Origin of the sequence: Streptomyces sp. NPDC127117, from assembly GCF_042677325.1 — a bacterium.
GTDB lineage: Bacteria > Actinomycetota > Actinomycetes > Streptomycetales > Streptomycetaceae > Streptomyces.
Window position 1 is genome coordinate 1 of the sequence record NZ_JBHXTM010000040.1, and the last position, 24867, is coordinate 24867.

Genomic DNA, 24867 nt, shown 5'->3' on the forward strand with positions numbered 1-24867 from the left:
GCGTTGCGCGGGTCAGCCGCGGGAGGAGCCGCTCTGGCTGCCGGGACCGTCGTAGTCCTCGCCGTAGGCGCCCTTGGCCGGGCGGCGGCGGCGCAGCGGGGCCTCCACACCGTCGGCCAGGCGGCGGGCGGTGACGAGGAAGCCGGTGTGGCCGATCATGCGGTGGTCCGGGCGGACGGCCAGGCCCTCGACGTGCCAGTTGCGGATCATCGATTCCCAGGGCTGCGGCTCGGCGAAGCAGCCGATCTCGCGGATGGACTCGACGGTCCGCGCGAGCTGGGTGGTGGTGGCGACGTACGCGCAGAGGATGCCGCCGGGCACCAGTGCCTTGGAGACGGCCTCCAGGCACTCCCAGGGGGCGAGCATGTCGAGGACGACACGGTCGACGTCGGTGTCCGAGAGGTTGTCCTGGAGGTCGCCGACGGTGAGCTGCCAGGCCGGGTGCGGTTCGCCGAAGTAGCGCTCCACGTTCTGCTGGGCGATCTCGGCGAAGTCCTCGCGGCGCTCGTAGGAGTGCAGCATGCCCTGGTCGCCGATGGCGCGCAGCAGGAAGGTGGAGAGCGAGCCGGAGCCGACGCCGGCCTCCACGACGCGGGCGCCGGGGAAGATGTCGGCGAAGGCCAGGATCTGCCCCGCGTCCTTGGGGTAGACCACGGCGGCGCCGCGGGGCATGGACAGGACGTAGTCGGGGAGCAGGGGGCGCAGCGCGAGATAGGCGACGTTTCCCGTGGTACGGACAACACTGCCCTCGGGAGCACCGATCAGCTCGTCGTGCGGGAAAGAACCCTTGTGGGTGTGGAAGTTCTTTCCGGCTTCGAGCGTGAAGGTGTAGTGGCGTCCCTTGGGATCGGTGAGCTGGACCTGGTCCCCGACCTTGAAGGGCCCGCGTCGGCGGGCGGCACCGGTCGGTTCAGACATGTGACCAGCGTACCGGTGATTCCCCGGGCTCCGACCGCGAGCCCGGGGCGGGGCCGAGCCGTCAGGCGGCGGGCCTGGCCAGGGCGGCGACGAACGCGCGTTCGACGTCGGCGGTGGAGAGGACACCGTAGATCTCGCCGGTCTCCTCCAGGACGAGATATTCGGTGGCCGGGCTGGCCTTGAGCCGGTCCAGGAGTGCTTCGCCGGACAGCTCGGCGGAGACCTTCATGCCGTCGGTGAGGTCCTGGGCGAGGCCGCTGACGGCGACCCAGGGACGGCGGTGTTCCGGCACGGCGACGATGGCCGTCTCGCGGACGATGCCCTTCGGTTCGCCGTGGCCGTCGACGACGACGAGGGCTCGGGCGCCCGCCTCGTTGGCCCGGCGCAGCGCCTCGGAGAGCGGGGTGGCGGACTCCACCGGGACGGCGCGCCGGGTGAGGGTGCGGGCGCGCAGCTCGGGAAGGTGTTCGCGCAGGCGGGCCATGCGCAGACTGTTGCCCGCTCCGGTCCAGATGATCGCGGCGAGGATGGCGGCGAGCAGCGCGTCGGTGATGGTGTCCATGCCGCTGAGCTCGCGGGGGTCGTTGCCGAAGGTCCCGGTGTGGGTGAGCAGCGGCAGGCCGACCAGGGTGACGACGGCGAGGGCTCGGCCGACCCAGGCGGCGGCGACGGTGCCGCTCATCGGGCGTCCGGTGATCTTCCAGACGACCGCGCGGAGCATCCGTCCGCCGTCCAGCGGGAGTCCCGGCAGGAGGTTGAAGGCGGCCACCAGGAGGTTGGAGATCATCAGCCCGGCGAGCAGGACACCGGGAACGGTGCCGGGCGCGACGAACATCATCCCGACGTAGAAGACGCCCGCGAGCACCAGGGAGAGCAGCGGTCCCACGAAGGCCAGCAGGAACTCGCGGCCCGGGGTCTCGGACTCCTTCTCGATCTCGGAGACGCCGCCGAAGAACTGGAGCTGGATGCGGCGCACCGGCAGCTTGTAGCGCAGCGCCACGACGGTGTGGGCGAGTTCGTGGACGAGCACGGAGGCGTAGAAGGCGATCGCGAAGAAGAGGGAGACCAGGTAGCGCGCCGTGCCCAGCTCGGGCAGCACCCGGTCGAGCTGGCCGCCGAAGACCCAGGTGATCAGTGCGGCCACGAGGAACCAGCTGGGCGCGACGTACACCGGCACGCCGAAGGGGCGGCCCATGAGAAGGCCGCCTCCGGGCTCTTCGGGGCGCTGCGGTTCGCCCTTGCCGGGGCCGGTTCCGGGGGGTGTTCCCCCTGCACCGGGCTGCGGCCGCCCGCTGTCGCCGCTCTCGTCCACGGGGTCCTTTCGGTCGGTGCCCTACGGCACGATCATGTCGGTGCCCTACGGCACGATCATGCAGTGTTCGAGGCTGTGTGGTCGATGGTATGCCGCCCGCTGTCAGTGGCGGGCCGTAGGGTCTTCGACATGACCTCCCTGCCGCGGCCCGCTCAGCCGCCTTCGTCCCTGTCGCCGTCGCGGGCGAGCGATTTCATGCAGTGTCCGCTGCTGTACCGCTTCCGGGTCATCGACAAGCTGCCGGAGAAGCCCAGCGAGGCGGCTACCCGGGGCACGCTGGTCCATGCGGTGCTGGAGCGCCTCTTCGACAATCCCGCGGTGGAGCGCACGGCGGGGCGGGCCACGGCGCTGATCCCCGCCCAGTGGGACCGGCTGCTGGAGTCCAGGCCTGAGCTGGCGGAGCTGTTCGCCGAGGATGCCGGGGGCGAGCGGCTGGCGCGCTGGCTCTCGGAGGCGGAGGGCCTGGTGGAGCGGTGGTTCTCGCTGGAGGACCCGACACGTCTGGAGCCCGCCGAGCGGGAGCTGTTCGTCGAGACGGAGCTGGAGTCGGGGCTGCGGCTGCGCGGGGTGATCGACCGGATCGACGTGGCGCCGACGGGCGAGGTCCGGATCGTCGACTACAAGACGGGGAAGGCACCGCGCCCGGAGTATGCGGAGGGCGCGCTCTTCCAGATGAAGTTCTACGCCCTGGTGATCTGGCGGCTGAAGGGTGTGGTGCCGCGCCGGCTCCAGCTCGTCTATCTCGGCAGCGGGGACATCCTGACGTACGACCCGGTGGTGGCGGACCTGGAGCGCGTGGAGCGCAAGCTGCTGGCGCTGTGGGACGCGATCCGGCTGGCGACCGAGACGGGCGAGTGGCGGCCCCGGCCGACGAAGCTCTGCGGCTGGTGCGACCACCGGTCGGTCTGCCCCGAATTCGGTGGTACTCCCCCGGTCTATCCATTGACGGCCCGCCCGGCCGGGGCGGAGCAGGATGTGCAGGGCAGAATGGATCCGGTCCGCGCTGAGGCCGGCCGGCCTGTGGCCCTCGAAGGACCCTGAAGGAGACCCTGTGGCTATCCGCGTCCTACTGGTCGACGACCAACCGCTGCTGCGTACCGGCTTCCGGATGATTCTGGAGGCGGAGGGTGATCTCGCGGTGGTGGGTGAGGCCGGTGACGGTCTCCAGGCTCTCGACCAGGTGCGGGCGTTGCAGCCCGATGTGGTGCTGATGGACATCCGCATGCCGCGGATGGACGGCGTCGAGGCGACCCGCCAGATCACCGGACCGGGCCGTGACGGCCCGGCGAAGGTGCTGGTGCTGACCACGTTCGATCTCGACGAGTACGTGGTGGAGGCGCTGCGCGCCGGCGCCAGCGGCTTCCTGCTGAAGGACGCTCCGGCCAATGAGCTGGTGCAGGCCATCCGGGTGGTCGCGGCGGGCGAGGCGATGCTCGCGCCGAGCATCACCCGCAGGCTCCTCGACAAGTACGCGGACCATCTGCCGTCCGGCGAGGAGCCGGTGCCCGACACCCTGCACACGCTGACCGACCGCGAGGTCGAGGTGCTGAAGCTGGTGGCGCGCGGCCTGTCCAACGCGGAGATCGCCGCGGATCTGTTCGTCAGCGAGACGACGGTCAAGACGCACGTCGGCCATGTGCTGACCAAGCTCGGGCTGCGCGACCGTGTGCAGGCCGCGGTGTACGCGTACGAGAGCGGTCTGGTCCGTCCCGGCGCCCAGTGAGCGGAGCGGGAGAGCGGCGCCCCCGGCCGTGGCCGGGGGCGCCGTCCGTGCTCAGGCGCGGCCGTCGCCCAGCTCCCAGAGCTGGAGTTCCGCGGAGGAGTTGACGGCCCACTCGACACCGGTGAGGTCCTCGCGGGAGGCGACGTACTGCTTGCCCTGCCAGATCGGCAGTACCGGCACGTCGTCGGCGACGATGCCCTGGAGCCGCTGGAAGGCCTTGGTCGAGGCGCTGCGGTCGGTCTCGCGGCGGGACTGCGGAATGAGTGTCTTCTGGGCCGTCACCGACTTGTAGGGCGAGTTGAGGAAGTTGTTCCTGTCGAGGAACGGCGCCATGAAGTTGTCGGGGTCCGGGAAGTCGGGGAACCAGCCCATGCCGTAGACGGCGTAGTCGCCGCGCAGCTGTGCCGGGCGGTACTTCGCCCAGGGGCTTCCCTGGACGGTGACCTCGAACAGTCCGGTGTCGTCGAACTGCTTCTTCAGTGTGGCGAACTCGGCGGCGGTGCCGGCGCCGACGCGGTCGGTCGGGTAGTGGAACGTGAGCTTCACCGGAGTGTCGACGCCTGCGGCGTTCAGGATCGCCGCGGCCTTCGTGGCGCTGGGTTCGTTGTACTTGTTGTAGAACGAGTTGGCGTGCGCGGTGATGCCGGACGGGATCAGTGAGTACAGCGGCTCGGCCGTGGTGCCGTACACCTTGCTCGCGATCTCACCGCGGTCGACGACCTGGGCCATGGCCTGGCGGACGGCCTTGTTCTTCACGGCCGGGTCGTTGGTGTTGAAGCCCAGGAAGTGGATGGCGAGGCCGGGCATCTCGGTGAGCTTGATGCCGTCCTCGGGCTTTTCGAGCATCTGCTGGGACTGCTCGGGCGACATGGTGCGGGCCATCATGTCGATCTTCCGGTTGTCGAGGGCCTTGCCCATGGCCGCCGGATCGGCGAAGACGTCCAGCTCGACCTTCTCGTTGCGCACCTTCAGGTCCCCCTTGTAGTGAGGGTTCCTGGTGAAGAGCACCTTGACGAGGTGATTGTGCTCGACTTCCGGCTTCATGGTGTACGGGCCGGAGCCGTCCACCTGGAATCCGGTACGCGCGGACTTCGCCGCGTACTGGCTCCGCGGCACGATCCCGGCGACCGGGGTGGCGAGCTTGTACGGAAACGTGGCGTCCGGCGCGCGCAGGTGGAAGACGACCTCCCGCTCGCCCTGTGTCTCGACCGTGTCGATGTTGTCGAGCAGGGCGACGGGCCCGTTGGCGGCGTCGATGCGGATGACACGGTCGATGGAGTACTTCACGTCCTCGGCGGTCATGGCCTTGCCGTCGGCGAACTTCAGACCGCTGCGCAGCTTGCAGCGGTAGCTCTCGTTCTGCGTGTCCGTGAAGGTGCAGCTCTCCGCGGCTTCGGGCACCGGTTCGCCGCCACCGCGCGGCACATGCACCAGGGTCTGCACGGTCTGCCGGAGCACGTTCCACACGCCGACTTCGTAGCCGATGGCGGGATCGAGCGGCGCGGGGTTGTCCTTCGAGGCGACGAACTGGTCCGTGGTGCCGACAACGATGGCGGCGTTGCCATCGCTCCCGTCACCCGACGCGCCGCAGGCGGCGAGTACGGGCGCGAGCAGGCCGACGACGGCCGGCAGCACCAGAGTCTTGCGGTTCATCTTGGACGCTCTCCCTCATCCGGGCATGGAGAAAGCGACATTAGTAGGCGTCGTCGGCGGTGCCGGACCGGGGAACCAACGGCACGTAATCGGATGGTGATGGGAATTTGCGGCGAGCCGTTTTCCCACCTCGGGAACGTTTCGCGGATATCCGCATGAATCGGAACATTCGAACATCCCAAAACGGACAGTCCGGTCGATCTCGAGGACGCTCCGGGTCATTTCCGGGTGACAAAGCTCACGCCCCGGGGCGTTCGAATCCTTTACTCGGTCGCCGGCTCACCCACGCGCACACGACAGAAAATGCACCATCCGCCGCCGAGAGCTTTTCCATTCATTCACAGAAATACTCTCGGTATGCGGATCAATGGTTTCCCGTGACCAGGCCCCGGAGAAAAGCGAGATCGACTTCTTCGAGGGAACGTACGACCACTCGGCCGGACGCCGGGGCGATCGGGGCGACGGACGGTACGGCGACCACCCGGCAGCCCGCCGCCTCGGCGGCCGCGACACCGGTCGCGGTGTCCTCGATGACCGCACAGCGCTCGGGAGCCGCGCCGAAGCCGGAAGCGGCGGTGAGATAGGGCTCCGGATGCGGCTTGGTACGGGTGACCTCGTCGCCCGCGACGGTCAGGGCGAAGTGGTGGCGGCCCACCGATTCCAGCACCCGGTCGATGATCCGCCGGTGCGAGGCGGAGACCAGGGCCGTGGGGATCTCGTGCCTGACCAGCTCGGCCAGCAGCCGGCCCGCGCCCGGCATCAGCGGCACACCGCGGCCGATGCGCTTCTCGAAGCGGTCGTTGAGCAGCACGGTCAGCTCGTCGAGGGTGATGTCGGCGCCGGTCACGTCCATGAGGTAGCCGGCGCTGCGGGTCATCGGCCCGCCGACCACCACGTCCCGCCAGGCTTCGTCGAGCTGGTGTCCGAGCTCGGCGAAGACCTCCACCTCGGCGTCCCACCAGAACCCCTCGGTGTCGACGAGGGTGCCGTCCATGTCGAGGAGGACGGCCTGTAGCGCGGCGCCTTCGGCCGTGCGGGTCAATGACGCGGGGACCGTGCTGGTCATCCGGCACACCTTCCATAGGGACGAGAAGGCCGGCCGCCAATTCCCGTGGGAAGGGCGACCGGCCTGCACTGGACCGACAAGTGTACGACTTGTCCTGCTACCTCGCGTTGAACATCGTCTTACCGCGCGTTGAAGTACTTCGCCTCCGGGTGATGGATGACGATCGCGTCGGTGGACTGCTCCGGATGCAGCTGGAACTCCTCCGAGAGATGCACCCCGATCCGCTCGGGCTGGAGCAGCTCGGCGATCTTCGCCCGGTCCTCCAGGTCGGGGCAGGCGCCGTAGCCGAGGGAGAAGCGCGCACCCCGGTACTTCAGCGCGAACATGTCCTCGACGTCGGACGGGTCCTCGCCGCCGAAGCCCAGCTCGGCACGGACCCGGGCGTGCCAGTACTCGGCGAGGGCCTCGGCCAGCTGTACGGACAGGCCGTGCAGCTCCAGGTAGTCGCGGTAGGCGTTGGCCTCGAAGAGCTTCGCGGTCTCGCCGCCGATCTTCGAGCCGACGGTGACGACCTGGAGGCCGATCACGTCCGTCTCGCCGGACTCCTCCGGACGGAAGAAGTCCGCGAGGCAGAGGCGCCGGCCGCGGCGCTGGCGCGGGAAGGTGAAGCGGGTCCGCTCGGATCCGTCCTCATGGAGCAGGATCAGGTCGTCGCCCTTGGAGACGCACGGGAAGTAGCCGTAGACCACGGCGGCTTCCAGGAGGTTCTCGGTGTGGAGCTTGTCGAGCCAGCCGCGCAGGTGCGGGCGGCCCTCGGTCTCCACCAGTTCCTCGTACGTCGGTCCGTCGCCGGCGCGGGCCTGCTTGAGTCCCCACTGGCCCTTGAAGAGGGCGCCCTCGTCGAGCCAGGACGCGTACTCCTTGAGCTGGATGCCCTTGATGACCCGGGTGCCCCAGAAGGGCGGCTCGGGCACCGGGTTGTCGACCGCGACGTCGGAGCGGACGCCCTCCTGCGGCTCGTCCACCTCCAGCACCGCCGTGTCCCGCTTGGGCACCCGGCGCTGCTTCAGCTCGGGCAGCTCCGCGCCCGGGACGCCGCGCTTGACCGCGATCAGCGCGTCCATCAGCCGCAGCCCCTCGAAGGCGTCGCGGGCGTAGCGGACCTCGCCCTCGTAGATCTCGTGGAGGTCCTGCTCGACGTAGGCCCGGGTGAGGGCCGCGCCGCCGAGGATGACGGGGAAGTCGGCGGCCAGCTTGCGCTGGTTCAGCTCCTCCAGGTTCTCCTTCATGATCACGGTGGACTTCACCAGGAGGCCGGACATGCCGATGACGTCTGCGCGGTGCTCCTCGGCGGCCTCCAGGATCGCGGAGACGGGCTGCTTGATGCCGAGGTTGACGACGTTGTAGCCGTTGTTGGACAGGATGATGTCGACGAGGTTCTTGCCGATGTCGTGGACGTCGCCGCGGACGGTGGCCAGGACGATGGTGCCCTTGCCCTCGGCGTCGGACTTCTCCATGTGCGGTTCGAGGTACGCCACGGCGGTCTTCATGACCTCGGCGGACTGGAGCACGAACGGCAGCTGCATCTGGCCGGATCCGAAGAGCTCGCCGACGACCTTCATGCCCTCCAGGAGGGTGTCGTTGACGATGTCGAGGGCCGGGCGGGTCTGCAGCGCCTCGTCGAGGTCGCTCTCCAGGCCGTTCTTCTCCCCGTCGATGATGCGGCGCTGCAGCCGCTCGTCGAGCGGCAGGGCCAGTAGTTCCTCGGCCTTGCCCGCCTTCATCGACTTCGTGCTGACGCCCTCGAACAGCTCCATGAGCCGCTGGAGCGGGTCGTAGCCCTCGGCGCGCCGGTCGTGGATGAGGTCGAGGGCGACCTTGACCTGCTCCTCCTCCAGGCGGGCGATCGGCAGGATCTTGGAGGCGTGCACGATCGCGGAGTCGAGGCCGGCCTTGACGCACTCGTCGAGGAAGACGGAGTTCAGCACGACGCGGGCGGCCGGGTTGAGGCCGAAGGAGATGTTGGACAGGCCCAGCGTGGTCTGCACGTCGGGGTGGCGCTTCTTCAGCTCGCGGATCGCCCCGATGGTGGCGATGCCGTCGCCGCGGGACTCCTCCTGGCCGGTGCAGATGGTGAAGGTCAGGGTGTCGATGAGGATGTCCGACTCATGGATGCCCCAGTTGCCGGTCAGGTCCTCGATGAGCCGCTCGGCGACGGCGACCTTGTGCTCGACGGTCCGGGCCTGGCCCTCCTCGTCGATGGTCAGCGCGATCAGCGCGGCGCCGTGCTCGGCGGCCAGCGCGGTGACCTTGGCGAACCGGGACTCGGGGCCGTCACCGTCCTCGTAGTTGACCGAGTTCAGGACGGCTCGGCCGCCCAGCTTCTCCAGACCGGCCCGCAGCACGGGCAGCTCCGTCGAGTCCAGCACGATCGGGAGGGTGGACGCGGTGGCGAACCGGCCGGCCAGCTCCTCCATGTCGGCGACGCCGTCGCGGCCCACGTAGTCGACACAGAGGTCGAGCATGTGCGCGCCCTCGCGGATCTGGTCCCGGGCCATCTCCACGCAGTCGTCCCAGCGGGCATCGAGCATGGCCTCGCGGAACTTCTTCGACCCGTTGGCGTTCGTACGCTCGCCGATCGCCAGGTACGAGGTGTCCTGGCGGAACGGCACGGTCTGGTAGAGGGAGGCGGCGCCCGGCTCGGGGTGCGGGGTGCGGGGGGTGACGGCCACGCCCCGGACCCGCTCGACGACCTGGCGCAGGTGTTCCGGGGTCGTGCCGCAGCAGCCGCCGACCAGCGAGAGGCCGTACTCCTGGACGAAGGTCTCCTGCGCGTCGGCGAGCTCGGCCGGGGACAGCGGGTAGTGCGCGCCGTCCTTGCCGAGGACGGGGAGGCCGGCGTTGGGCATGCAGGAGAGCGGGATGCGGGAGTGCCGGGCGAGGTAGCGCAGGTGCTCGCTCATCTCGGCGGGGCCGGTGGCGCAGTTCAGGCCGATGAGGTCGATGCCGAGGGGTTCCAGGGCGGTGAGCGCCGCGCCGATCTCGGAGCCGAGCAGCATGGTGCCGGTCGTCTCGACGGTCACGGAGCAGATGACCGGGAGGTTGGCGCCGGTGGCCTCCAGGGCGCGGCGGGCGCCGATGATGGAGGCCTTGGTCTGGAGCAGGTCCTGGGTGGTCTCGACCAGCAGGGCGTCGGCGCCACCGGCGATCATGCCCTCGGCGTTCTGCTGGTAGGCGTCGCGGAGCTTGGTGTACGGGGCGTGGCCCAGCGTCGGCAGCTTCGTGCCCGGTCCCATCGAGCCGAGCACCCAGCGCTGCTGCCCGGTGGAGGCGGTGAACTCGTCGGCGACCTCGCGGGCGATGCGCGCGCCGGACTCGGAGAGTTCGAAGACCCGCTCGGGAATGTCGTACTCGCCCAGGGCCGCCAGGTTGGCGCCGAAGGTGTTCGTCTCGACGCAGTCCACGCCGACGGCGAAGTATTCCTGGTGCACCGAGCGCACGATGTCGGGGCGGGTGACGTTCAGGATCTCGTTGCAGCCTTCGAGGTTCTCGAAGTCTTCGAGCGTGGGGTCCTGCGCCTGAAGCATGGTGCCCATGGCACCGTCGGCCACCACCACACGGGTGGCGAGCGCCTCGCGGAGGGCTTCGGCTCGGTTCCGGCTGTCGGCGGAAGGGGTCGGCGACGAGGCCATGGATGTACTCCCTGGGATGCGACGGCTGTCGGCTTTGCGTCTTCGGTGGAAGGCGCACCAGGCCAGCCTAGCCGGGCGGCGCCCGGGGCCGTCACTCCGTCCCACGGAACGGACTGCATGCTGTGCGGGGGGATGTCCTGATCGCAGTGGTGTCGCGGGTTTGATGCGCGATCGAGCAATGGTCGGCATCGACCGATAGTGTTCAGCATTGTCGAACCAAGGTGGAGGAGTACGGCGCGATGGCCAAGAACATCCAGTCGCTGGAGCGGGCGGCGGCGATGCTGCGTCTGCTGGCAGGTGGCGAGCGTCGGCTGGGGCTCTCCGACATCGCCTCCTCACTGGGCCTGGCCAAGGGCACCGCGCACGGCATCCTGCGTACGCTCCAGCACGAGGGCTTCGTCGAGCAGGACACCGCGTCCGGCCGCTATCAGCTGGGCGCCGAGCTGCTGCGCCTGGGCAACAGCTATCTGGACGTCCACGAGCTGCGGGCCCGCGCGCTCGTGTGGACCGACGACCTGGCCCGCTCCAGCGGTGAGAGCGCCCATCTGGGCGTGCTGCACCAGCAGGGCGTCCTCATCGTCCATCACGTCTTCCGCCCCGACGACAGCCGGCAGGTCCTGGAGGTCGGGGCCATGCAGCCGCTGCACTCCACGGCCCTGGGCAAGGTGCTCTCGGCGTACGACCCGGTGGCGCACACCGAGGCGATGGAGGCCGAGCGGCAGCCCTTCACGCCGCGCACCGTCACCGATCCGGAGGAGTTCGAGGCGATGCTCGACCTGATCCGGGCGCGCGGCTGGGCGGCCGACGTGGAGGAGACCTGGGAGGGCGTGGCCGCGGTGGCCGCCCCGATCCACGACCGGCGGCGGATGCCGGTCGGCGCGGTGGCGGTGACCGGTGCGGTGGAACGGGTCTGCGCGGACGGGGAGCTGCGCCCCGAGCTGATCGCGGCGGTGCGCGACTGCGCCCGGGCGGTCTCCAGGGACCTGGGCGCCGGGCGCTTCTGAAACACCACGGCGGCGCGCCACCCGGTAACGATCGAGTTATAGGCCACACAACCCTTGACGCCCGATTCACCTGGGGGAAGCATTGCCGTTCATCGGTCGGCATTGTCGAACACCAAACGGAAACTAGCGTTAGGGTGTGACAGCGCCAAGGGCCGGAAAACGCCCTCCCACGAGGGCGCGGACCACCGGAGCGACCCGGGGTTCGGCTTCCCTGGACGAAGGACAAAGGAGTCGCGGGTGTCCAGCTCCGACATCTTCATCGGCGAGACCATAGGTACCGCCGTGCTCATCCTGCTCGGCGGCGGTGTCTGTGCCGCCGTCACCCTCAAGCGCTCCAAGGCGCAGAACGCCGGCTGGCTTGCCATCACCTTCGGGTGGGGTTTCGCCGTGCTGACCGGCGCGTATCTGGCCGGTGGTGTTTCCGGCGCGCACCTCAACCCGGCGGTCACGATCGGTCTCGCGATCGAGGGCGGCACCAAGTGGAGCGACGTTCCGCTCTACCTCGTCTCCCAGCTGTTCGGCGCGATGATCGGCGCGGTGCTGGTCTGGCTGACGTACTACGGGCAGTTCCGGGCGCACCTCACCGATCCGGAGATCGTGGGCGCCCACACGGGTGAAGAAGGCATGGTCGACAAGGCCGCCGCTCCGAAGGCCGGCCCGGTCCTGGGCATCTTCTCCACCGGCCCCGAGATCCGGCACGCCGTGCAGAACCTGGTCACGGAGATCATCGCCACCGTCGTGCTGGTCCTGGCGATCCTCACCCAGGGCCTCAACAACGAGGGCAACGGCCTGGGCACGCTCGGCGCACTGGTCACCGCTCTGGTGGTCGTCGGTATCGGTCTCTCGCTCGGCGGCCCGACGGGCTACGCGATCAACCCGGTTCGCGACCTCGGTCCGCGTATCGTGCACGCGCTGCTGCCGTTGCCGAACAAGGGCGGTTCCGACTGGGGCTACGCGTGGATCCCGGTCGCCGGACCGCTCATCGGCGGCGCGATCGCGGGCGGGCTCTACAACGTCGCCTTCGCCTGAGCCGTGGCGCCCAGAGCCGTAACCCTCACGACCACACAGACTTCCGGGAGCACACCGTGACCGACGCACACACCACCGGCCCGTTCATCGCGGCCATCGACCAGGGCACCACCTCCAGCCGCTGCATCGTCTTCGACAAGGACGGCCGGATCGTCTCCGTCGACCAGAAGGAGCACGAGCAGATCTTCCCGAAGCCGGGCTGGGTCGAGCACGACGCGACCGAGATCTGGGAGAACGTCCAGGAGGTCGTGGCCGGAGCCATCGTCAAGGCGGGCATCACGGCCGCCGACGTGAAGGCGATCGGCATCACCAACCAGCGCGAGACCACGCTGCTCTGGGACAAGAACACCGGTGAGCCGGTCCACAACGCCCTCGTCTGGCAGGACACCCGGACGGACGCGCTCTGCAAGGAGCTCGGCCGCAACGTCGGGCAGGACCGCTTCCGCCGCGAGACCGGGCTGCCGCTCGCCTCGTACTTCGCCGGCCCCAAGGTCCGCTGGCTGCTCGACAACGTCGAGGGGCTGCGCGAGCGCGCCGAGCGCGGCGACATCCTCTTCGGCACCATGGACTCCTGGGTCATCTGGAACCTGACCGGCGGCACCGACGGCGGCGTCCACGTCACCGACGTCACCAACGCCTCGCGCACTCTCCTGATGAACCTGCACGAGATGCAGTGGGACGAGCGGATCCTCCAGTCGATGGAGATCCCGGCCGCGGTGCTCCCCGAGATCCGTTCCTCCGCCGAGGTGTACGGCAACGCCAAGGGCGGCGTGCTCGACGGGGTTCCCGTGGCGTCCGCGCTCGGCGACCAGCAGGCGGCGCTCTTCGGCCAGACCTGCTTCTCCGAGGGCGAGGCCAAGTCCACGTACGGCACCGGCACCTTCATGCTGATGAACACCGGTGAGACGCCCGTCAACTCGTACAACGGGCTGCTGACGACCGTCGGGTACCGGATCGGCGACCAGAAGCCGGTGTACGCCCTGGAGGGCTCCATCGCCGTCACCGGTTCGCTGGTGCAGTGGATGCGTGACCAGATGGGCCTGATCAAGTCCGCGGCCGAGATCGAGACCCTGGCCTCCTCGGTCGAGGACAACGGCGGCGCGTACTTCGTCCCCGCGTTCTCCGGTCTGTTCGCCCCGTACTGGCGCTCCGACGCCCGCGGTGTCATCGCCGGTCTGACCAGGTACGTCACCAAGGCGCACATCGCCCGTGCCGTCCTGGAGGCCACCGCCTGGCAGACCCGTGAGATCACCGACGCCATGACCAAGGACTCGGGGGTCGAGCTGACCGCCCTCAAGGTCGACGGCGGCATGACCTCCAACAACTTGCTGATGCAGACGCTCGCCGACTTCCTGGACGCACCCGTGGTGCGGCCGATGGTCGCCGAGACCACCTGCCTCGGCGCCGCCTACGCCGCCGGCCTCGCCGTCGGCTTCTGGCCGGACACCGACGCGCTGCGCGCCAACTGGCGCCGGGCCGCCGAGTGGACCCCCCGCATGGACGCGGACACCCGCGACCGCGAGTACAAGAGCTGGCTCAAGGCCGTGGAGCGTTCCATGGGCTGGCTCGACGAGAACACTGCCGAGGAGTAATCGACATGACCACCCTGCAGAGCGTCCCGGCCCTCGGGACGCACCCGGCCTCCGGCTCCCTTCCGAGCCGCGCCGAGACTCGGGAGCAGCTGTCCAAGGCTGCGTACGACCTCCTGGTGATCGGTGGCGGCATCCTGGGCATCTCCACCGCCTGGCACGCCGCGCAGTCCGGGCTGCGGGTGGCCCTGGTGGACGCCGGTGACTTCGCCGGCGCCACCTCCTCCGCCTCCTCCAAGCTGCTCCACGGCGGTCTGCGCTACCTGCAGACCGGTGCGGTGAAGCTGGTCGCGGAGAACCACTTCGAGCGCCGTGCGGTGTCCCGCCAGGTGGCCCCCCACCTGGCCAATCCGCTCACCTTCTACCTGCCGGTCTACAAGGGCGGCCCGCACGGCGCGGCCAAGCTCGGCGCCGGGGTGTTCGCCTACTCGGCGCTCTCCGCGTTCGGTGACGGCGTCGGACACGTCATCAGCCCGGCGAAGGCGCAGCGCGACGTGCCCGAGCTGCGTACGGACAACCTGAAGGCCGTCGCGGTCTACGGCGACGACCAGATGAACGACGCCCGGATGGCGCTGATGACCGTCCGCGCGGCCGTCGACGCGGGTGCGGTCGTCCTCAACCACGCGGCGGTGACCGGGCTGCGGTTCACCAAGGGCCGGGTGACCGGCGCCGACCTGGAGGACCGCCAGGACGGCACGGAGTTCGGCGTCAACGCCCGTCTCGTGCTGAACGCCACCGGGCCGTGGGTCGACCACCTGCGCAGGATGGAGAACCCGGACGCGGCGCCTTCCATACGCCTGTCCAAGGGCGCGCACCTCGTCCTGAAGCGCACCCGTCCGTGGAAGGCCGCGCTGGCCACCCCGATCGACAAGTACCGCATCACGTTCGCCCTGCCGTGGGAGGACATGCTGCTGCTCGGCACGACGGACGAGGCGTACGAGGGCGATCCCGCGGACGTCGCGGTCAACGAGAAGGACACCGCGCAGATCCTCGACGAGGCGGCGTTCTCCATCCGGGACCAGCAGCTCTCGCGCGATCTGATCACGTACTCCTTCGCCGGGCTGCGGGTGCTGCCGGGCGGCCCCGGCGACACCTCCAAGGCCAAGCGCGAAACGGTCGTGACGGAGGGCCGGGGCGGGATGCTCTCGGTCGCGGGCGGCAAGTGGACGACGTTCCGCCACATCGGCCGTACGGTGATGAACAAGCTGGCCGCACTTCCCGGGCACCCGCTCGCGGAGGACATGGAGCCGATCTCGCACCTGCCGAAGAAGCTCCCGCTGCCCGGCATCGCCAACCCGAACGCGGTGGCGCACCGGCTGCTGATCGACGGCGGTACGCCCGGCCCCAGGATGTCGGCCGACACCGCCCGGCACCTCGCCACGCACTACGGTTCGCTCTCCTTCGACATCGCCCGGATGGCGAACGAGAACCCGGCGCTGGCCGAGCGCATCCACCCGGACGCGCCGGAGATCTGGGCTCAGGTCGCCTACGCCCGTGACCACGAGTGGGCCGAGACGGCGGACGACGTGCTGCGCCGCCGGACGACGCTGACGATCCGGGGTCTGGCGACGGACGAGATCCGGGCCGGCGTCGAGTCCATGCTCGGCGACCGGGACTGACCGGACCGGTCGTGCGGCACAGGGGCGGCTCCCGGGAGGGAGACCGCCCCTCGCCGTGCGGCCGGGGCGCCCGGTCCGGTGAACGCGCCACACGGCCGCCATACGGGTGCAATACGGCGCGGGGACAGTTGAGCCATGAAGTTCTCCGTGCTCTCCCTCATCGGCCACGCCCCGCACCCGCTGAACCACCGACTCCCCTCCCCCGCCGAGCGGTTCGAGGAAGTGATCGGGACCGGAGTCGTCGCGGAACGGCTGGGTTTCGACGCGTACGCGATCGGCGAACGGCACGCGGGCCCCTTCCTCTCGTCCAGCCCGGGCGTGGTGCTCGGCGCGCTGGCGGCCCGTACCTCCACGATCCGGCTGCTGACCGGCGTCACGGTCCTCGCGATCCTCGATCCGGTGCGGGTGGCCGAGGAGTTCGCGACGCTCGACCAGATCTCCGGCGGCCGGATCGAACTGGTCGTCGGAAAGGGTGCGGAGGCCGGCCACTTCGACCTCTTCGGGCTCGACGAGGAACGGCAGTGGGACCTCCAGCGGGAGAAGTACGAACTGCTGCGGCGGCTCTGGCGCGAGGAGGGCGTCGACTGGGCGGGCGAGTTCCGGCCCGCGCTGAAGAACACGACGACCCTGCCGCGCCCGTACGCGGGGCCGCCGCGCGTCTGGCACGGCTCGGCGACCAGCCTCGACTCCCCCGAACTGGCGGCGCGCCACGGCGATCCCCTGTTCACCGCCAACGCGATCCAGCCCCGTGCGGCGTACGCCCGGCTGATCGACCACTACCGGGAGCGCTTCGAGGCGTACGGCCACGATCCGGCCCGCGCGCATGTGGCCGCGGGCTCGGGCGGGCTGCTGATCGCCGACAGCTCGCAGCGGGCGGTGGAGCGCTACAAGGAGCTGTACGAGGCGAAGGTGGCGCAGTCCTTCCGGCCGCACCTGGTGGGGAAGGCCGGGTACAACACTCCGTTCCGCACCATCGAGGAGGCCATCGCGGACGGGCCCCAGCTGATCGGCAGCCCGCAGCAGATCATCGACAAGGTCCTCGGCTGGCACCAGGTGTACGGACACGACCTCCAGTCCGTCACCGTGGACGGCTTCGGGCTGAGCGCGGACGAGCAGACCGAGACGCTCCAGCGGTTCGCGGAGGAGATCGCTCCGGTGGTGCGGCGCGAGGCGCCGTCCGCGCTCTGGGACTGAGCCCGACGGCCGTCCGGCCGCCCGCACCCCGGACGACCTGCGGCAGACCTGGTTCATCCGCCTCTTCCGACCCGCATAATGAAGAGATACATCGGATGTCTGAACCCAGTTCTGATTCCAGTCCGGATCCAGGAGGACCGTCATGGCTGTCACCGACGAGGCGATCGAGAAGATCAAGGGAATGATCGTCTCGGGTGCGCTGCGCCCCGGCGACCGGCTCCCCAAGGAGAGCGAACTCGCGGCGGAGCTCGGCCTCTCCCGAAATTCGCTCCGGGAGGCGGTCCGGGCCCTGTCGCTGATCCGCATTCTCGATGTGCGCCAGGGCGACGGCACCTATGTGACCAGCCTCGATCCGCAGCTGCTCCTCGAAGCGCTGAGCTTCGTGGTGGACTTCCACCGCGACGACACGGTGCTGGAGTTCCTCGCGGTCCGCAGGATCCTGGAGCCGGCCGCGACGGCGATGGCCGCCACCCGGATCAGCGAGGCCCAACTGGACGTGCTCAGCTCGCAGTTGGACGCGCTGGGGGCACAGCCCTCGGTGGAGGAGCTGGTCGCCTGCGATCTGGAGTTCCACCGCGGCATCGTGCAGTCGTCCGGGAATTCGGTGCTCTGCTCGCTGCTCGACGGGCTGTCGGGGCCGACGACCCGGGCGCGGGTCTGGCGCGGTCTGACCCAGGAGGACGCGGTCAGCCGTACGCTCCACGAGCACCGGGCGATCGTCTCGGCGCTGCGGGACCGCGACGCGGAGGCCGCGCGGGCTTGGGCGACGGTACATGTGGCGAGCGTGGAGCAGTGGTTGCGGTCGACGCTGTAGCGCGGAACGGGGCGGGTGGGGCTCCTCCCCCACCCGCCCCGTTCGGCGAACGGTCCTCAGTCCTGCTTCTCGCCGCTCGCGAAGCGGGAGATGACCAGGGCGACGATGATGATCGCGCCGTTGAGGAACTGGTTCCACAGCGCCGGGACACCGCCGAGGGTCATCACATTGACCACCAGCTGGAGCGTCAGCACACCGGTCAGCGCGCCGAACAGCGTGCCACGGCCGCCCTTGAGGCTGATGCCGCCGATGACCGCGGCGGCGAACACCTGGAAGATCCAGCCGTTGCCCTGGGTCGCCGCGACCGATCCGTAGTGGCCGGTGTAGAGGATGCCCGCGAAGGCAGCCAGCAGCCCGCCGACGGCCAGCACGATCCAGGTGACCCGGTCCACCCTGATGCCCGCGGCGCGCGCCGCCTCCGGGTTGCCGCCGATCGCGTAGAGCGAGCGTCCGTGGCGCAGCCAGGCCAGCGCGGCGCCGCCGAGGGCGAACAGCGCGAGGCAGATCCAGACGGCGGCCGGTGCGCCCAGCCACTCGCTCTTGCCGAGGTAGCGGAAGGACTCCGGGACGTCGGTGATGGACTTGCCCTCGGTGATCCCGATGTGCAGTCCGCGCAGCATGGTGAGCATGCCGAGCGTAGCGATGAAGCCGTTGACCCTGAGCTTCAGCATCAGGAAGCCGTTGACCGCGCCGATGGCGAGGCCCACCAGCAGACAGAGCGGGATCGCCGACCAGGTGGGCAGCAGCCCGAGGCCCGCGAAGCGGCCGCCCTCGGCCGGCAGCACCAGCCACATCGCGACGACCGGCGCGATGCCGATCGTCGACTCCAGCGACAGGTCCATCCGCCCGCAGATCAGGATCAGCGCCTGGCCCAGCACCAGCAGGCTCAGCTCGGAGGACTGCTGGACGACGCTGATCAGGTTCTCGGAGGTCAGGAACACCGGCGAGACGATGAACCCGATCACCATCAGCACCAGGATCACCGGTACCAGGGAGAAGTCGCTCCACCTGATCAGCCTGAGCCGGTCCAGGGGCCGTTCGCCGGTCGGGGAGCCCTTGGGCCCGCTGTCGATGCCGTCGGCCGCCAGGGGCCGTACCGTGCCGGTCATTCCCTTTCCCCCACACCTTCCATGGCGGCGACGAGCTCCCCGTCGTTCCACCCGCTTGCGAATGTCGCGACCACGCGCCCGTGGAACAGGGCGAGCACCCGGTCGCAGACCCGCAGATCGTCCAGCTCGTCCGAGATGATCACTGCGGCGTTCCCGTCGTCGGCGACCCGTCGTACGACTCCGAGCAGCGAGTCCTTGGACTTGATGTCCACGCCCGCGGTGGGCCGTACCGCCACCAGCACGCTGGGTTCACGGGCCAGCGCCCTGGCCACCACCACCTTCTGCTGGTTGCCGCCGGAGAGTCCGGAGACGGGCTGCTCGGGCCCCTGGGTCTTGATGTCCAGCGAGGCGATCATCGAGCGCGCGAACTCCCTGGTACGGGAGGGCAGTACGGTCCCCCAGGGGCCGAGCTGGTCGGTGACCGTGAGCGTGGCGTTCTCGGCGACGCTGCGTTCCAGGACCAGGCCCTGGTCGTGCCGGTCCTCGGGGATGTAGCCGATCCCGGCGTCCAGCGCGTGCGGCACGCTGCCCGAGCGCACGGCCCTTCCGTGCACCCTGACCGTGCCGCCGCCCGCCTTCCGCATGCCGGCCAGGGTCTCGCCCAGGGCCGTGTTGCCGCTGGCCGCGGAGCCGGCCAGGCCGAGCACCTCGCCGGGACGGACCTCCAGGTCCAGCGGTTCGAACTGGCCCCGGACGGTGAGCCCTTCGGTGCTCAGCACGGGGGCGGCCGACTCGTCCCGTGCCGCCGCGCCGGCACCGTCAGCGTGCCAGGCGGTGGCTCCGGCGGACTGTTCGCCGGTCATCGCCGCCACCAGCTCCGCCTTGGCGATGCCGGCGACGGGGGCGGTCAGCACATGGCGGGCGTCGCGGTAGACGGTGACCGCCGTGCACAGCTCGTACACCTCCTGGAGGTGGTGGGAGATGAAGAGGAAGGCCACTCCCTGGCTCTGCAGTTCCCGCAGTTTGCCGAAGAGCCGGCCGATGCCCCGGGCGTCCAGCTGGGCGGTCGGCTCGTCCAGGACGATCAGCCGGGCGCCGAAGGACAGCGCCCTGGCGATCTCGACGAACTGCCGCTGCTCGACGGCGAGATCGCGTGCCCGGGTGTTGGGGTCGACCTGCACGCCGTATTCGGCCAGCAGCCGCTCGGCGCGTCTGCGGAGCTTCCCCCAGCTGATCCAGCGGGCGTTGTCGTCGAAGCGGTTGAGGAAGAGGTTCTCCGCGACGGTCAGGTCCGGGACCACCATGGACTTCTGGTAGACGCAGGCGATCTTCGACTGCCAGGCCGTGGTGTCCCCGAAGGCGGGCGCGGGCTCCCCGCCGAACGTGACGGTGCCCGCGTCCGCCTTGTGGAGTCCGGTCAGCACGCTGACCAGCGTGGACTTTCCGGCGCCGTTGCGGCCGACCAGGGCGTGCGACTCACCGGGCTGCACGGTGAGCCGCACCCCGTCGAGCGCCACGGTGGGCCCGAAGCGTTTGACAACGCCTTCCGCCTGTACGGCAGGTGGTGCCTGGTCCATGGCTAGCTCTTCTTCTCCAGCTGGTTGGCCCACAGCTTCGGGTCGTCGACGTTGTCCTTGGTCACCAGCGGCGCGGGGAGCTGGTCCTCGAAGCCGTTCGGGATCTTGATGATGTTGGAGTCGTGGTCGGTGGGGCCTTCCTTGAAGGTCTTTCCGTCCAGGGCCGCCTTGGCGTAGTACAGCGCGTACTTCGCGTACAGGTCGGCGGGCTGGGAGATCGTCGCGTCGATCTTCCCGGCCTTGATCGCGTCGAACTCCTCGGGGATGCCGTCGTTGGAGATGATCGTGATGTGCCCCGGCGTGCCGGCCGGCTTCAGCAGCTTCTTCTGCTCCAGGAGGGCGAGGGTGGGCTGCAGGAAGACACCGCCGGCCTGCATGTAGATGCCGTTGATGTCGGGGTTGGCGGCCAGGGTGGCCTGGAGCTTGGCGGAGGCGACGTCGCCCTTCCAGTCGGTGGCCAGCTCGAAGACCTTGATGCCGGGGAAGTCCTTGTCCATGCAGGCCTTGAACGCCTCGGACCGGTCGCGGCCGTTGATCGAGGAGAGGTCGCCCTGGAACTCGACGACCTTGCCCTTGCCCTTGAGCTGCTCGCCGAGGTACTTGCAGGCGTTGGTTCCGTACGCCTTGTTGTCGGCGCGCACCACCATGTAGATGTTCCCCTTGTCGGGGCGGGTGTCGACGCTGACGACCGGGATCTTCTTCTCGTTCAGCGTGTTGAGCGACTCGGCGATCGCCCCGGTGTCCTGCGGCGCCATCACGACGGCCTTGGCACCCTGGTCGGTGAAGGTCTGCACGTTGGCGACCAGCTTGCCGATGTCGTTCTGCGAGTTGGTCAGCGGCAGCGCCTCGACCTCGCCAGCCTTGACGCCCTTCTCCACGTAGTTCTGGTACGAGTTCCAGAAGTCGCTGTCGCTGCGCGGCAGGTCGATCCCGACCTTCCCGCCGCCCGCGCCGTCGGCGGTGGATTCGCGGTTGCAGCCCGCGAGGGCAGTGACTGCCAGCAGTACGGCGCAGGCCGCCGCACTCGTCGTACGCACTCTCATTGGTGTCCCGTCCTTGGTGAGTACCGGCTCGGAGCTCTGTCGGCAAAGCGGAGGTGCATGGTGCGCGGGGGTGCGGCCCATGGCGCGGCTCGGGCCGCTCCCCCGGTCAGCTCTCGGCGGGGCGCAGGCGCAGCCCCTGCATGCCGCCGTCGACGGCCAGCGCCGTGCCGGTGACCGAGGCGGCGGCGGGGCTCGCGAGGTAGACGATCGCGGCGGCCACCTCGTCGGCCGACACCAGCCGCCCCAGCGGCTGGCGGGCGTTGAGCGCGGCCCGCTCGGCGGCCGGGTCGTCGGCCTGGCCGAGGAGCCGGCCGACCCACGGGGTGTCCGCGGTGCCGGGGTTGACGCAGTTGACCCGGATGCCCTCGCGGACGTGGTCGGCGGCCATCGCCAGCGTCAGCGAGAGCACCGCGCCCTTGCTCGCGCTGTACAGGGCGCGCTGCGGCAGCCCGGCGGTCGCCGCGATGGAGCAGGTCTGGGTGATCGACACGGCGCCGGGGCGGTCGGCCGCGGCGCGCCGCAGGTGAGGCAGGGCGTGCCGGGCGGTGCGGACCATGCCGAGGACGTTGATGTCCAGGACCCTGGTCCACTCCTCGTCGGCGTTGTCCTCGACGGTGCCGATGGATCCGATGCCGGCGTTGGAGACGACGGTGTGCAGTGCGCCCAGTTCGGCGGCGGCCCGGTCGACCGCCTCGCGCACCGCGTCGTCGTCGGTGACGTCGGCCTCGACGGCGAGGACGCCCTCGGGGGCGCCCGCGGTCTCCCGGTCCAGTACGGCCACCCGGGCGCCGCGCGCCAGCAGCATGGTCGCGACGGCGGCCCCGATGCCGGAGGCGCCGCCGGTGACCAGGGCTCCCATTCCGTCGAAGTCGCTCGTTCCGGTCATCGGCCGGCCTCCTCGGTAGTGCGGCGGGACTGCCATACGGCGCCCTCCGGGTAGCGGTGTGCGGCGATCGACTCGGGGAGCATCCGGGCGGAGAAGCCCGGGGAGCCCGGCGCGGTGTAGCGGCCCGACTCGATCACGGTGGGATCGGCGAAGTGTTCGTGGAGATGGTCGACGTACTCGATCACGCGGTTGTCCCAACTGCCGGAGACCGCCACATAGTCGAACATCGACAGGTGCTGCACCAGCTCGCAGAGTCCGACCCCGCCCGCGTGCGGGCAGACCGGTACTCCGTACTTGGCGGCGAGCAGCAGGATCGCCAGGTTCTCGTTGACGCCGGCGACCCGGGCCGCGTCGATCTGGACGAAGTCGACGGCCCCGGCCTGGAGCAGCTGCTTGAACACGACCCGGTTGGCGACGTGTTCGCCGGTGGCGACCTTGACCGGCTGACCGGCCCGGACGGCGGCGTGGCCGAGGATGTCGTCGGGGCTGGTCGGCTCCTCGATCCAGTGCGGGTCGTACGGCGCGAGCGCGGTCATCCACTCGACCGCGTCCGAGACGTCCCAGCGCTGGTTGGCGTCGACGGCGATCCGGATGTCCGGCCCGACGGCCTCGCGGGCCAGGGCGAGTCTGCGGACGTCGTCGCTCAGGCTGCCGCCGACCTTCAGCTTGATCTGGGTGAAGCCGTCGGCGACGGCCTCCTTGGCGAGCCCGACCAGCTTGTCGTCGCTGTAGCCCAGCCAGCCGGGCGAGGTGGTGTACGCGGGGTATCCCTCGGCGCGCAGCCGCTCGGCGCGCTCGGCCCGGCCCGGTTCGGCGGCCCGCAGGATCTCCAGGGCCTCCTCGGGGGTGAGGGCGTCGGTGAGGTAGCGGAAGTCGACGAGGGAGACCAGCTCCTCGGGGGACATCCCGGCGAGGAACTCCCAGACCGGTCTGCCCGCGAGCTTGGCCGCCAGGTCCCAGGCGGCGTTGACGACCGCGCCGGCCGCCATGTGCATCACGCCCTTCTCCGGGCCGAGCCAGCGCAGTTGCGAGTCGTGGGTGAGCTCGCGGTGCAGTGCGGCGAGATCGGCCGCGGTGCGGGGCACCGGGCGCCCCACCAGATAGGGGCGCAGCGTGTCGATGGCGGCGGCCATCACCTCGTTGCCGCGCCCGATGGTGAAACAGAAGCCATGTCCCTCGATGCCGCCACTGCCGCTGTCCGGTCCGTCCGTGCGGGCCTGGACATCGGTGCGCAGTACGACGTAGGCAGCCGAGTAGTCGGGATCGGGGTTCATGGCGTCCGAGCCGTCCAGTTGTTCCGAGGTCGGAAAACGGATGTCGTGAACCTCGAAATCCGTGACGGTCTGACTCATGTGCGCCCCCAGGGGAATAACATCGGACCTCTGTTCTGGTCATCCGATGTATAGCGCCACGAAGACCCCAACGTCCAGCGCCCGAACGAAATCTACTCATCACAGCTCGGATGTATCCAGGGTCTGATGCCCCGATTCGACCGGTGATACGCCCACGCGGGCCGGGTTCGCCCGGCTGTGTACGGAGGCTGCGGCTGGAGTGGCCGGAAGCCGTAAGGTTGATGGGTACACAAGGGAACTTCGGAAGGAGGCCTGGGTGATCGAGCTCGAGGGGGTTCCCGAGCTGATCGACCCGGTCATGGTGGCCGCGTTCGAGGGATGGAACGACGCAGGGGACGCCGCCTCCACGGCGGTGGCGCACCTGGACCGGGAGTGGAAGGGCGAGGTGTTCGCGGCGCTGGACGCCGAGGACTACTACGACTTCCAGGTCAACCGGCCGACGCTGTGGCTGGACGGCGGGGTACGCAAGATCACCTGGCCGACCACCCGGCTCTCCGTGGTCCGCGTCGGCGGGGACAAGCCCCGCGATCTCGTCCTGGTCCGTGGTATCGAACCATCCATGCGCTGGCGCTCGTTCTGCAACGAGATCCTGGGTTTCGCCCATGAGCTGGGGGTGGAGATGGTGGTGATCCTGGGCGCCCTGCTCGGCGACACCCCGCACACCCGGCCGGTACCGGTCAGCGGGGTCACCTCCGACCCGGACCTGGCGCGGACCATGGACCTGGAGGAGACCAAGTACGAGGGGCCGACGGGCATCGTCGGCATCCTCCAGGAGGCCTGCACGCACGCGGGCGTGCCGGCGGTGAGCCTGTGGGCGGCGGTGCCGCACTATGTGTCGCAGCCGCCCAACCCGAAGGCCACGCTCGCGCTGCTGAACCGCCTGGAGGACCTCATCGGTCTGCGCATCCCGCTGGGCGAACTGCCCGAGGACGCGCGTGCCTGGCAGCTCGGCGTCGACCAACTGGCCGCCGAGGACAGCGAAGTGGCCGAGTACGTGCAGACGCTGGAGGAGGCCCGGGACACCGCCGAGCTGCCCGAGGCGAGCGGCGAGGCCATCGCCCGGGAGTTCGAGCGCTATCTGCGCCGCAGGGACACAGGTCCGGGCCAGGCGCCGGGCGGGCACGCGACGGAGAGCGGCGATGCCTCGTACCTGCGCGACACCTCCAGCGGCCGCACCCGGCCGCCGAAGCCGGTCCGCCCCGAGAGCGGGGGCGATCCGGGGCCCGGCGCGCCGCCATCGGGCGGCCCCGGACGGCAGCCTCCGGCCGACCGGGAGGGTGACGACGGCGGTGACGAGGACGGGCCCCGGGATTCGTCGGAGGACTCCCCGGAGGAGTGACGGGACCGGTGGAGCGGCGGCGAGGGGGATGTACCCCCCCGGGCCCCGGTCGGTGGCGGGGCAATAGG

At 70.0% G+C, this 24867-nt stretch carries 19 protein-coding genes; 9 read left to right on the forward strand and 10 right to left on the reverse strand.

The window, feature by feature from the left end:
• Positions 1 to 12: 12 nt before the first annotated feature.
• Together ACFVH0_RS28855 and ACFVH0_RS28860 are read right to left on the reverse strand one after the other, a co-directional pair.
• Entirely contained in the window at positions 13 to 918 is a 906-nt protein-coding gene (locus tag ACFVH0_RS28855) for a tRNA (adenine-N1)-methyltransferase (protein WP_124718703.1), read from the reverse strand.
• Between the two features lie 61 nt (positions 919 to 979).
• Positions 980 to 2230: a site-2 protease family protein gene (locus tag ACFVH0_RS28860; protein WP_385824877.1), complete on the reverse strand. Its 1251-nt coding sequence runs from the start codon at positions 2228 to 2230 to the stop codon at positions 980 to 982.
• A gap of 195 nt (positions 2231 to 2425) precedes the next feature.
• On the opposite strand from ACFVH0_RS28860, the gene ACFVH0_RS28865 reads away from it, so the two are divergent.
• On the forward strand, positions 2426 to 3271 hold the full coding sequence (locus ACFVH0_RS28865; protein ID WP_385824974.1) for a RecB family exonuclease: 846 nt from the start codon (positions 2426 to 2428) through the stop codon (positions 3269 to 3271).
• A gap of 10 nt (positions 3272 to 3281) precedes the next feature.
• Complete coding sequence (locus tag ACFVH0_RS28870; RefSeq protein WP_093541287.1) at positions 3282 to 3953, forward strand: response regulator transcription factor; 672 nt, start codon at positions 3282 to 3284, stop codon at positions 3951 to 3953.
• A gap of 51 nt (positions 3954 to 4004) precedes the next feature.
• On the opposite strand, the gene ACFVH0_RS28875 is transcribed toward ACFVH0_RS28870, so the two are convergent.
• The 3 genes from ACFVH0_RS28875 to metH all read right to left on the reverse strand — a co-directional run bounded on the left by ACFVH0_RS28875 (position 4005) and on the right by metH (position 10304).
• Entirely contained in the window at positions 4005 to 5606 is a 1602-nt protein-coding gene (locus ACFVH0_RS28875) for an ABC transporter substrate-binding protein (RefSeq protein WP_385824879.1), read from the reverse strand.
• Positions 5607 to 5970: 364 nt separating this feature from the next.
• A complete protein-coding gene (locus ACFVH0_RS28880) occupies positions 5971 to 6672 on the reverse strand; it encodes an HAD family phosphatase (RefSeq protein WP_124718699.1) in 702 nt (233 codons plus the stop codon).
• 119 nt (positions 6673 to 6791) lie between these two features.
• The gene (gene metH, locus ACFVH0_RS28885) at positions 6792 to 10304 is read right to left on the reverse strand and encodes a methionine synthase (protein ID WP_385824881.1); all 3513 of its coding nucleotides are present in this window, start codon (positions 10302 to 10304) and stop codon (positions 6792 to 6794) included.
• A 239-nt stretch (positions 10305 to 10543) separates the two neighbouring features.
• On the opposite strand from metH, the gene ACFVH0_RS28890 reads away from it, so the two are divergent.
• The 6 genes from ACFVH0_RS28890 (at position 10544) to ACFVH0_RS28915 (ending at position 17553) form a co-directional block, all read left to right on the forward strand.
• Complete coding sequence (locus tag ACFVH0_RS28890) at positions 10544 to 11308, forward strand: IclR family transcriptional regulator (RefSeq protein ID WP_266917048.1); 765 nt, start codon at positions 10544 to 10546, stop codon at positions 11306 to 11308.
• 237 nt (positions 11309 to 11545) lie between these two features.
• Positions 11546 to 12337, forward strand: coding sequence for an MIP/aquaporin family protein (locus ACFVH0_RS28895; protein WP_385824883.1), 792 nt, complete (start codon positions 11546 to 11548; stop codon positions 12335 to 12337).
• A 56-nt stretch (positions 12338 to 12393) separates the two neighbouring features.
• Positions 12394 to 13929, forward strand: coding sequence for a glycerol kinase GlpK (gene glpK / locus ACFVH0_RS28900; RefSeq protein WP_385824885.1), 1536 nt, complete (start codon positions 12394 to 12396; stop codon positions 13927 to 13929).
• Positions 13930 to 13934: 5 nt separating this feature from the next.
• Positions 13935 to 15545: an FAD-dependent oxidoreductase gene (locus ACFVH0_RS28905; protein ID WP_385824887.1), complete on the forward strand. Its 1611-nt coding sequence runs from the start codon at positions 13935 to 13937 to the stop codon at positions 15543 to 15545.
• A 135-nt stretch (positions 15546 to 15680) separates the two neighbouring features.
• Positions 15681 to 16739: an LLM class flavin-dependent oxidoreductase gene (locus ACFVH0_RS28910; protein ID WP_385824889.1), complete on the forward strand. Its 1059-nt coding sequence runs from the start codon at positions 15681 to 15683 to the stop codon at positions 16737 to 16739.
• A gap of 142 nt (positions 16740 to 16881) precedes the next feature.
• Complete coding sequence (locus tag ACFVH0_RS28915; protein ID WP_037700470.1) at positions 16882 to 17553, forward strand: FadR/GntR family transcriptional regulator; 672 nt, start codon at positions 16882 to 16884, stop codon at positions 17551 to 17553.
• A gap of 56 nt (positions 17554 to 17609) precedes the next feature.
• Here the strand turns inward: ACFVH0_RS28915 and ACFVH0_RS28920 are convergent, their stop codons facing one another.
• The 5 genes from ACFVH0_RS28920 to ACFVH0_RS28940 all read right to left on the reverse strand — a co-directional run bounded on the left by ACFVH0_RS28920 (position 17610) and on the right by ACFVH0_RS28940 (position 23460).
• Positions 17610 to 18662 carry an ABC transporter permease gene (locus ACFVH0_RS28920; RefSeq protein WP_385824891.1) on the reverse strand — a complete coding sequence of 351 codons (1053 nt, stop codon included), beginning with the start codon at positions 18660 to 18662 and terminating at the stop codon, positions 17610 to 17612.
• Positions 18659 to 20179, reverse strand: coding sequence for a sugar ABC transporter ATP-binding protein (locus ACFVH0_RS28925; RefSeq protein WP_385824893.1), 1521 nt, complete (start codon positions 20177 to 20179; stop codon positions 18659 to 18661). The genes ACFVH0_RS28920 and ACFVH0_RS28925 overlap by 4 nt, the downstream gene beginning before the upstream one ends.
• Before the next feature lie 2 nt (positions 20180 to 20181).
• Positions 20182 to 21222 carry a sugar ABC transporter substrate-binding protein gene (locus ACFVH0_RS28930; protein ID WP_385824895.1) on the reverse strand — a complete coding sequence of 347 codons (1041 nt, stop codon included), beginning with the start codon at positions 21220 to 21222 and terminating at the stop codon, positions 20182 to 20184.
• A 106-nt stretch (positions 21223 to 21328) separates the two neighbouring features.
• Positions 21329 to 22108 carry an SDR family NAD(P)-dependent oxidoreductase gene (locus ACFVH0_RS28935; protein WP_385824897.1) on the reverse strand — a complete coding sequence of 260 codons (780 nt, stop codon included), beginning with the start codon at positions 22106 to 22108 and terminating at the stop codon, positions 21329 to 21331.
• On the reverse strand, positions 22105 to 23460 hold the full coding sequence (locus ACFVH0_RS28940; RefSeq protein WP_385824899.1) for an L-fuconate dehydratase: 1356 nt from the start codon (positions 23458 to 23460) through the stop codon (positions 22105 to 22107). Before ACFVH0_RS28940 ends, ACFVH0_RS28935 begins: the two co-directional genes overlap by 4 nt.
• 256 nt (positions 23461 to 23716) lie before the next feature.
• On the opposite strand from ACFVH0_RS28940, the gene ACFVH0_RS28945 reads away from it, so the two are divergent.
• Entirely contained in the window at positions 23717 to 24799 is a 1083-nt protein-coding gene (locus ACFVH0_RS28945; RefSeq protein ID WP_385824902.1) for a PAC2 family protein, read from the forward strand.
• Positions 24800 to 24867: the final 68 nt, after the last annotated feature.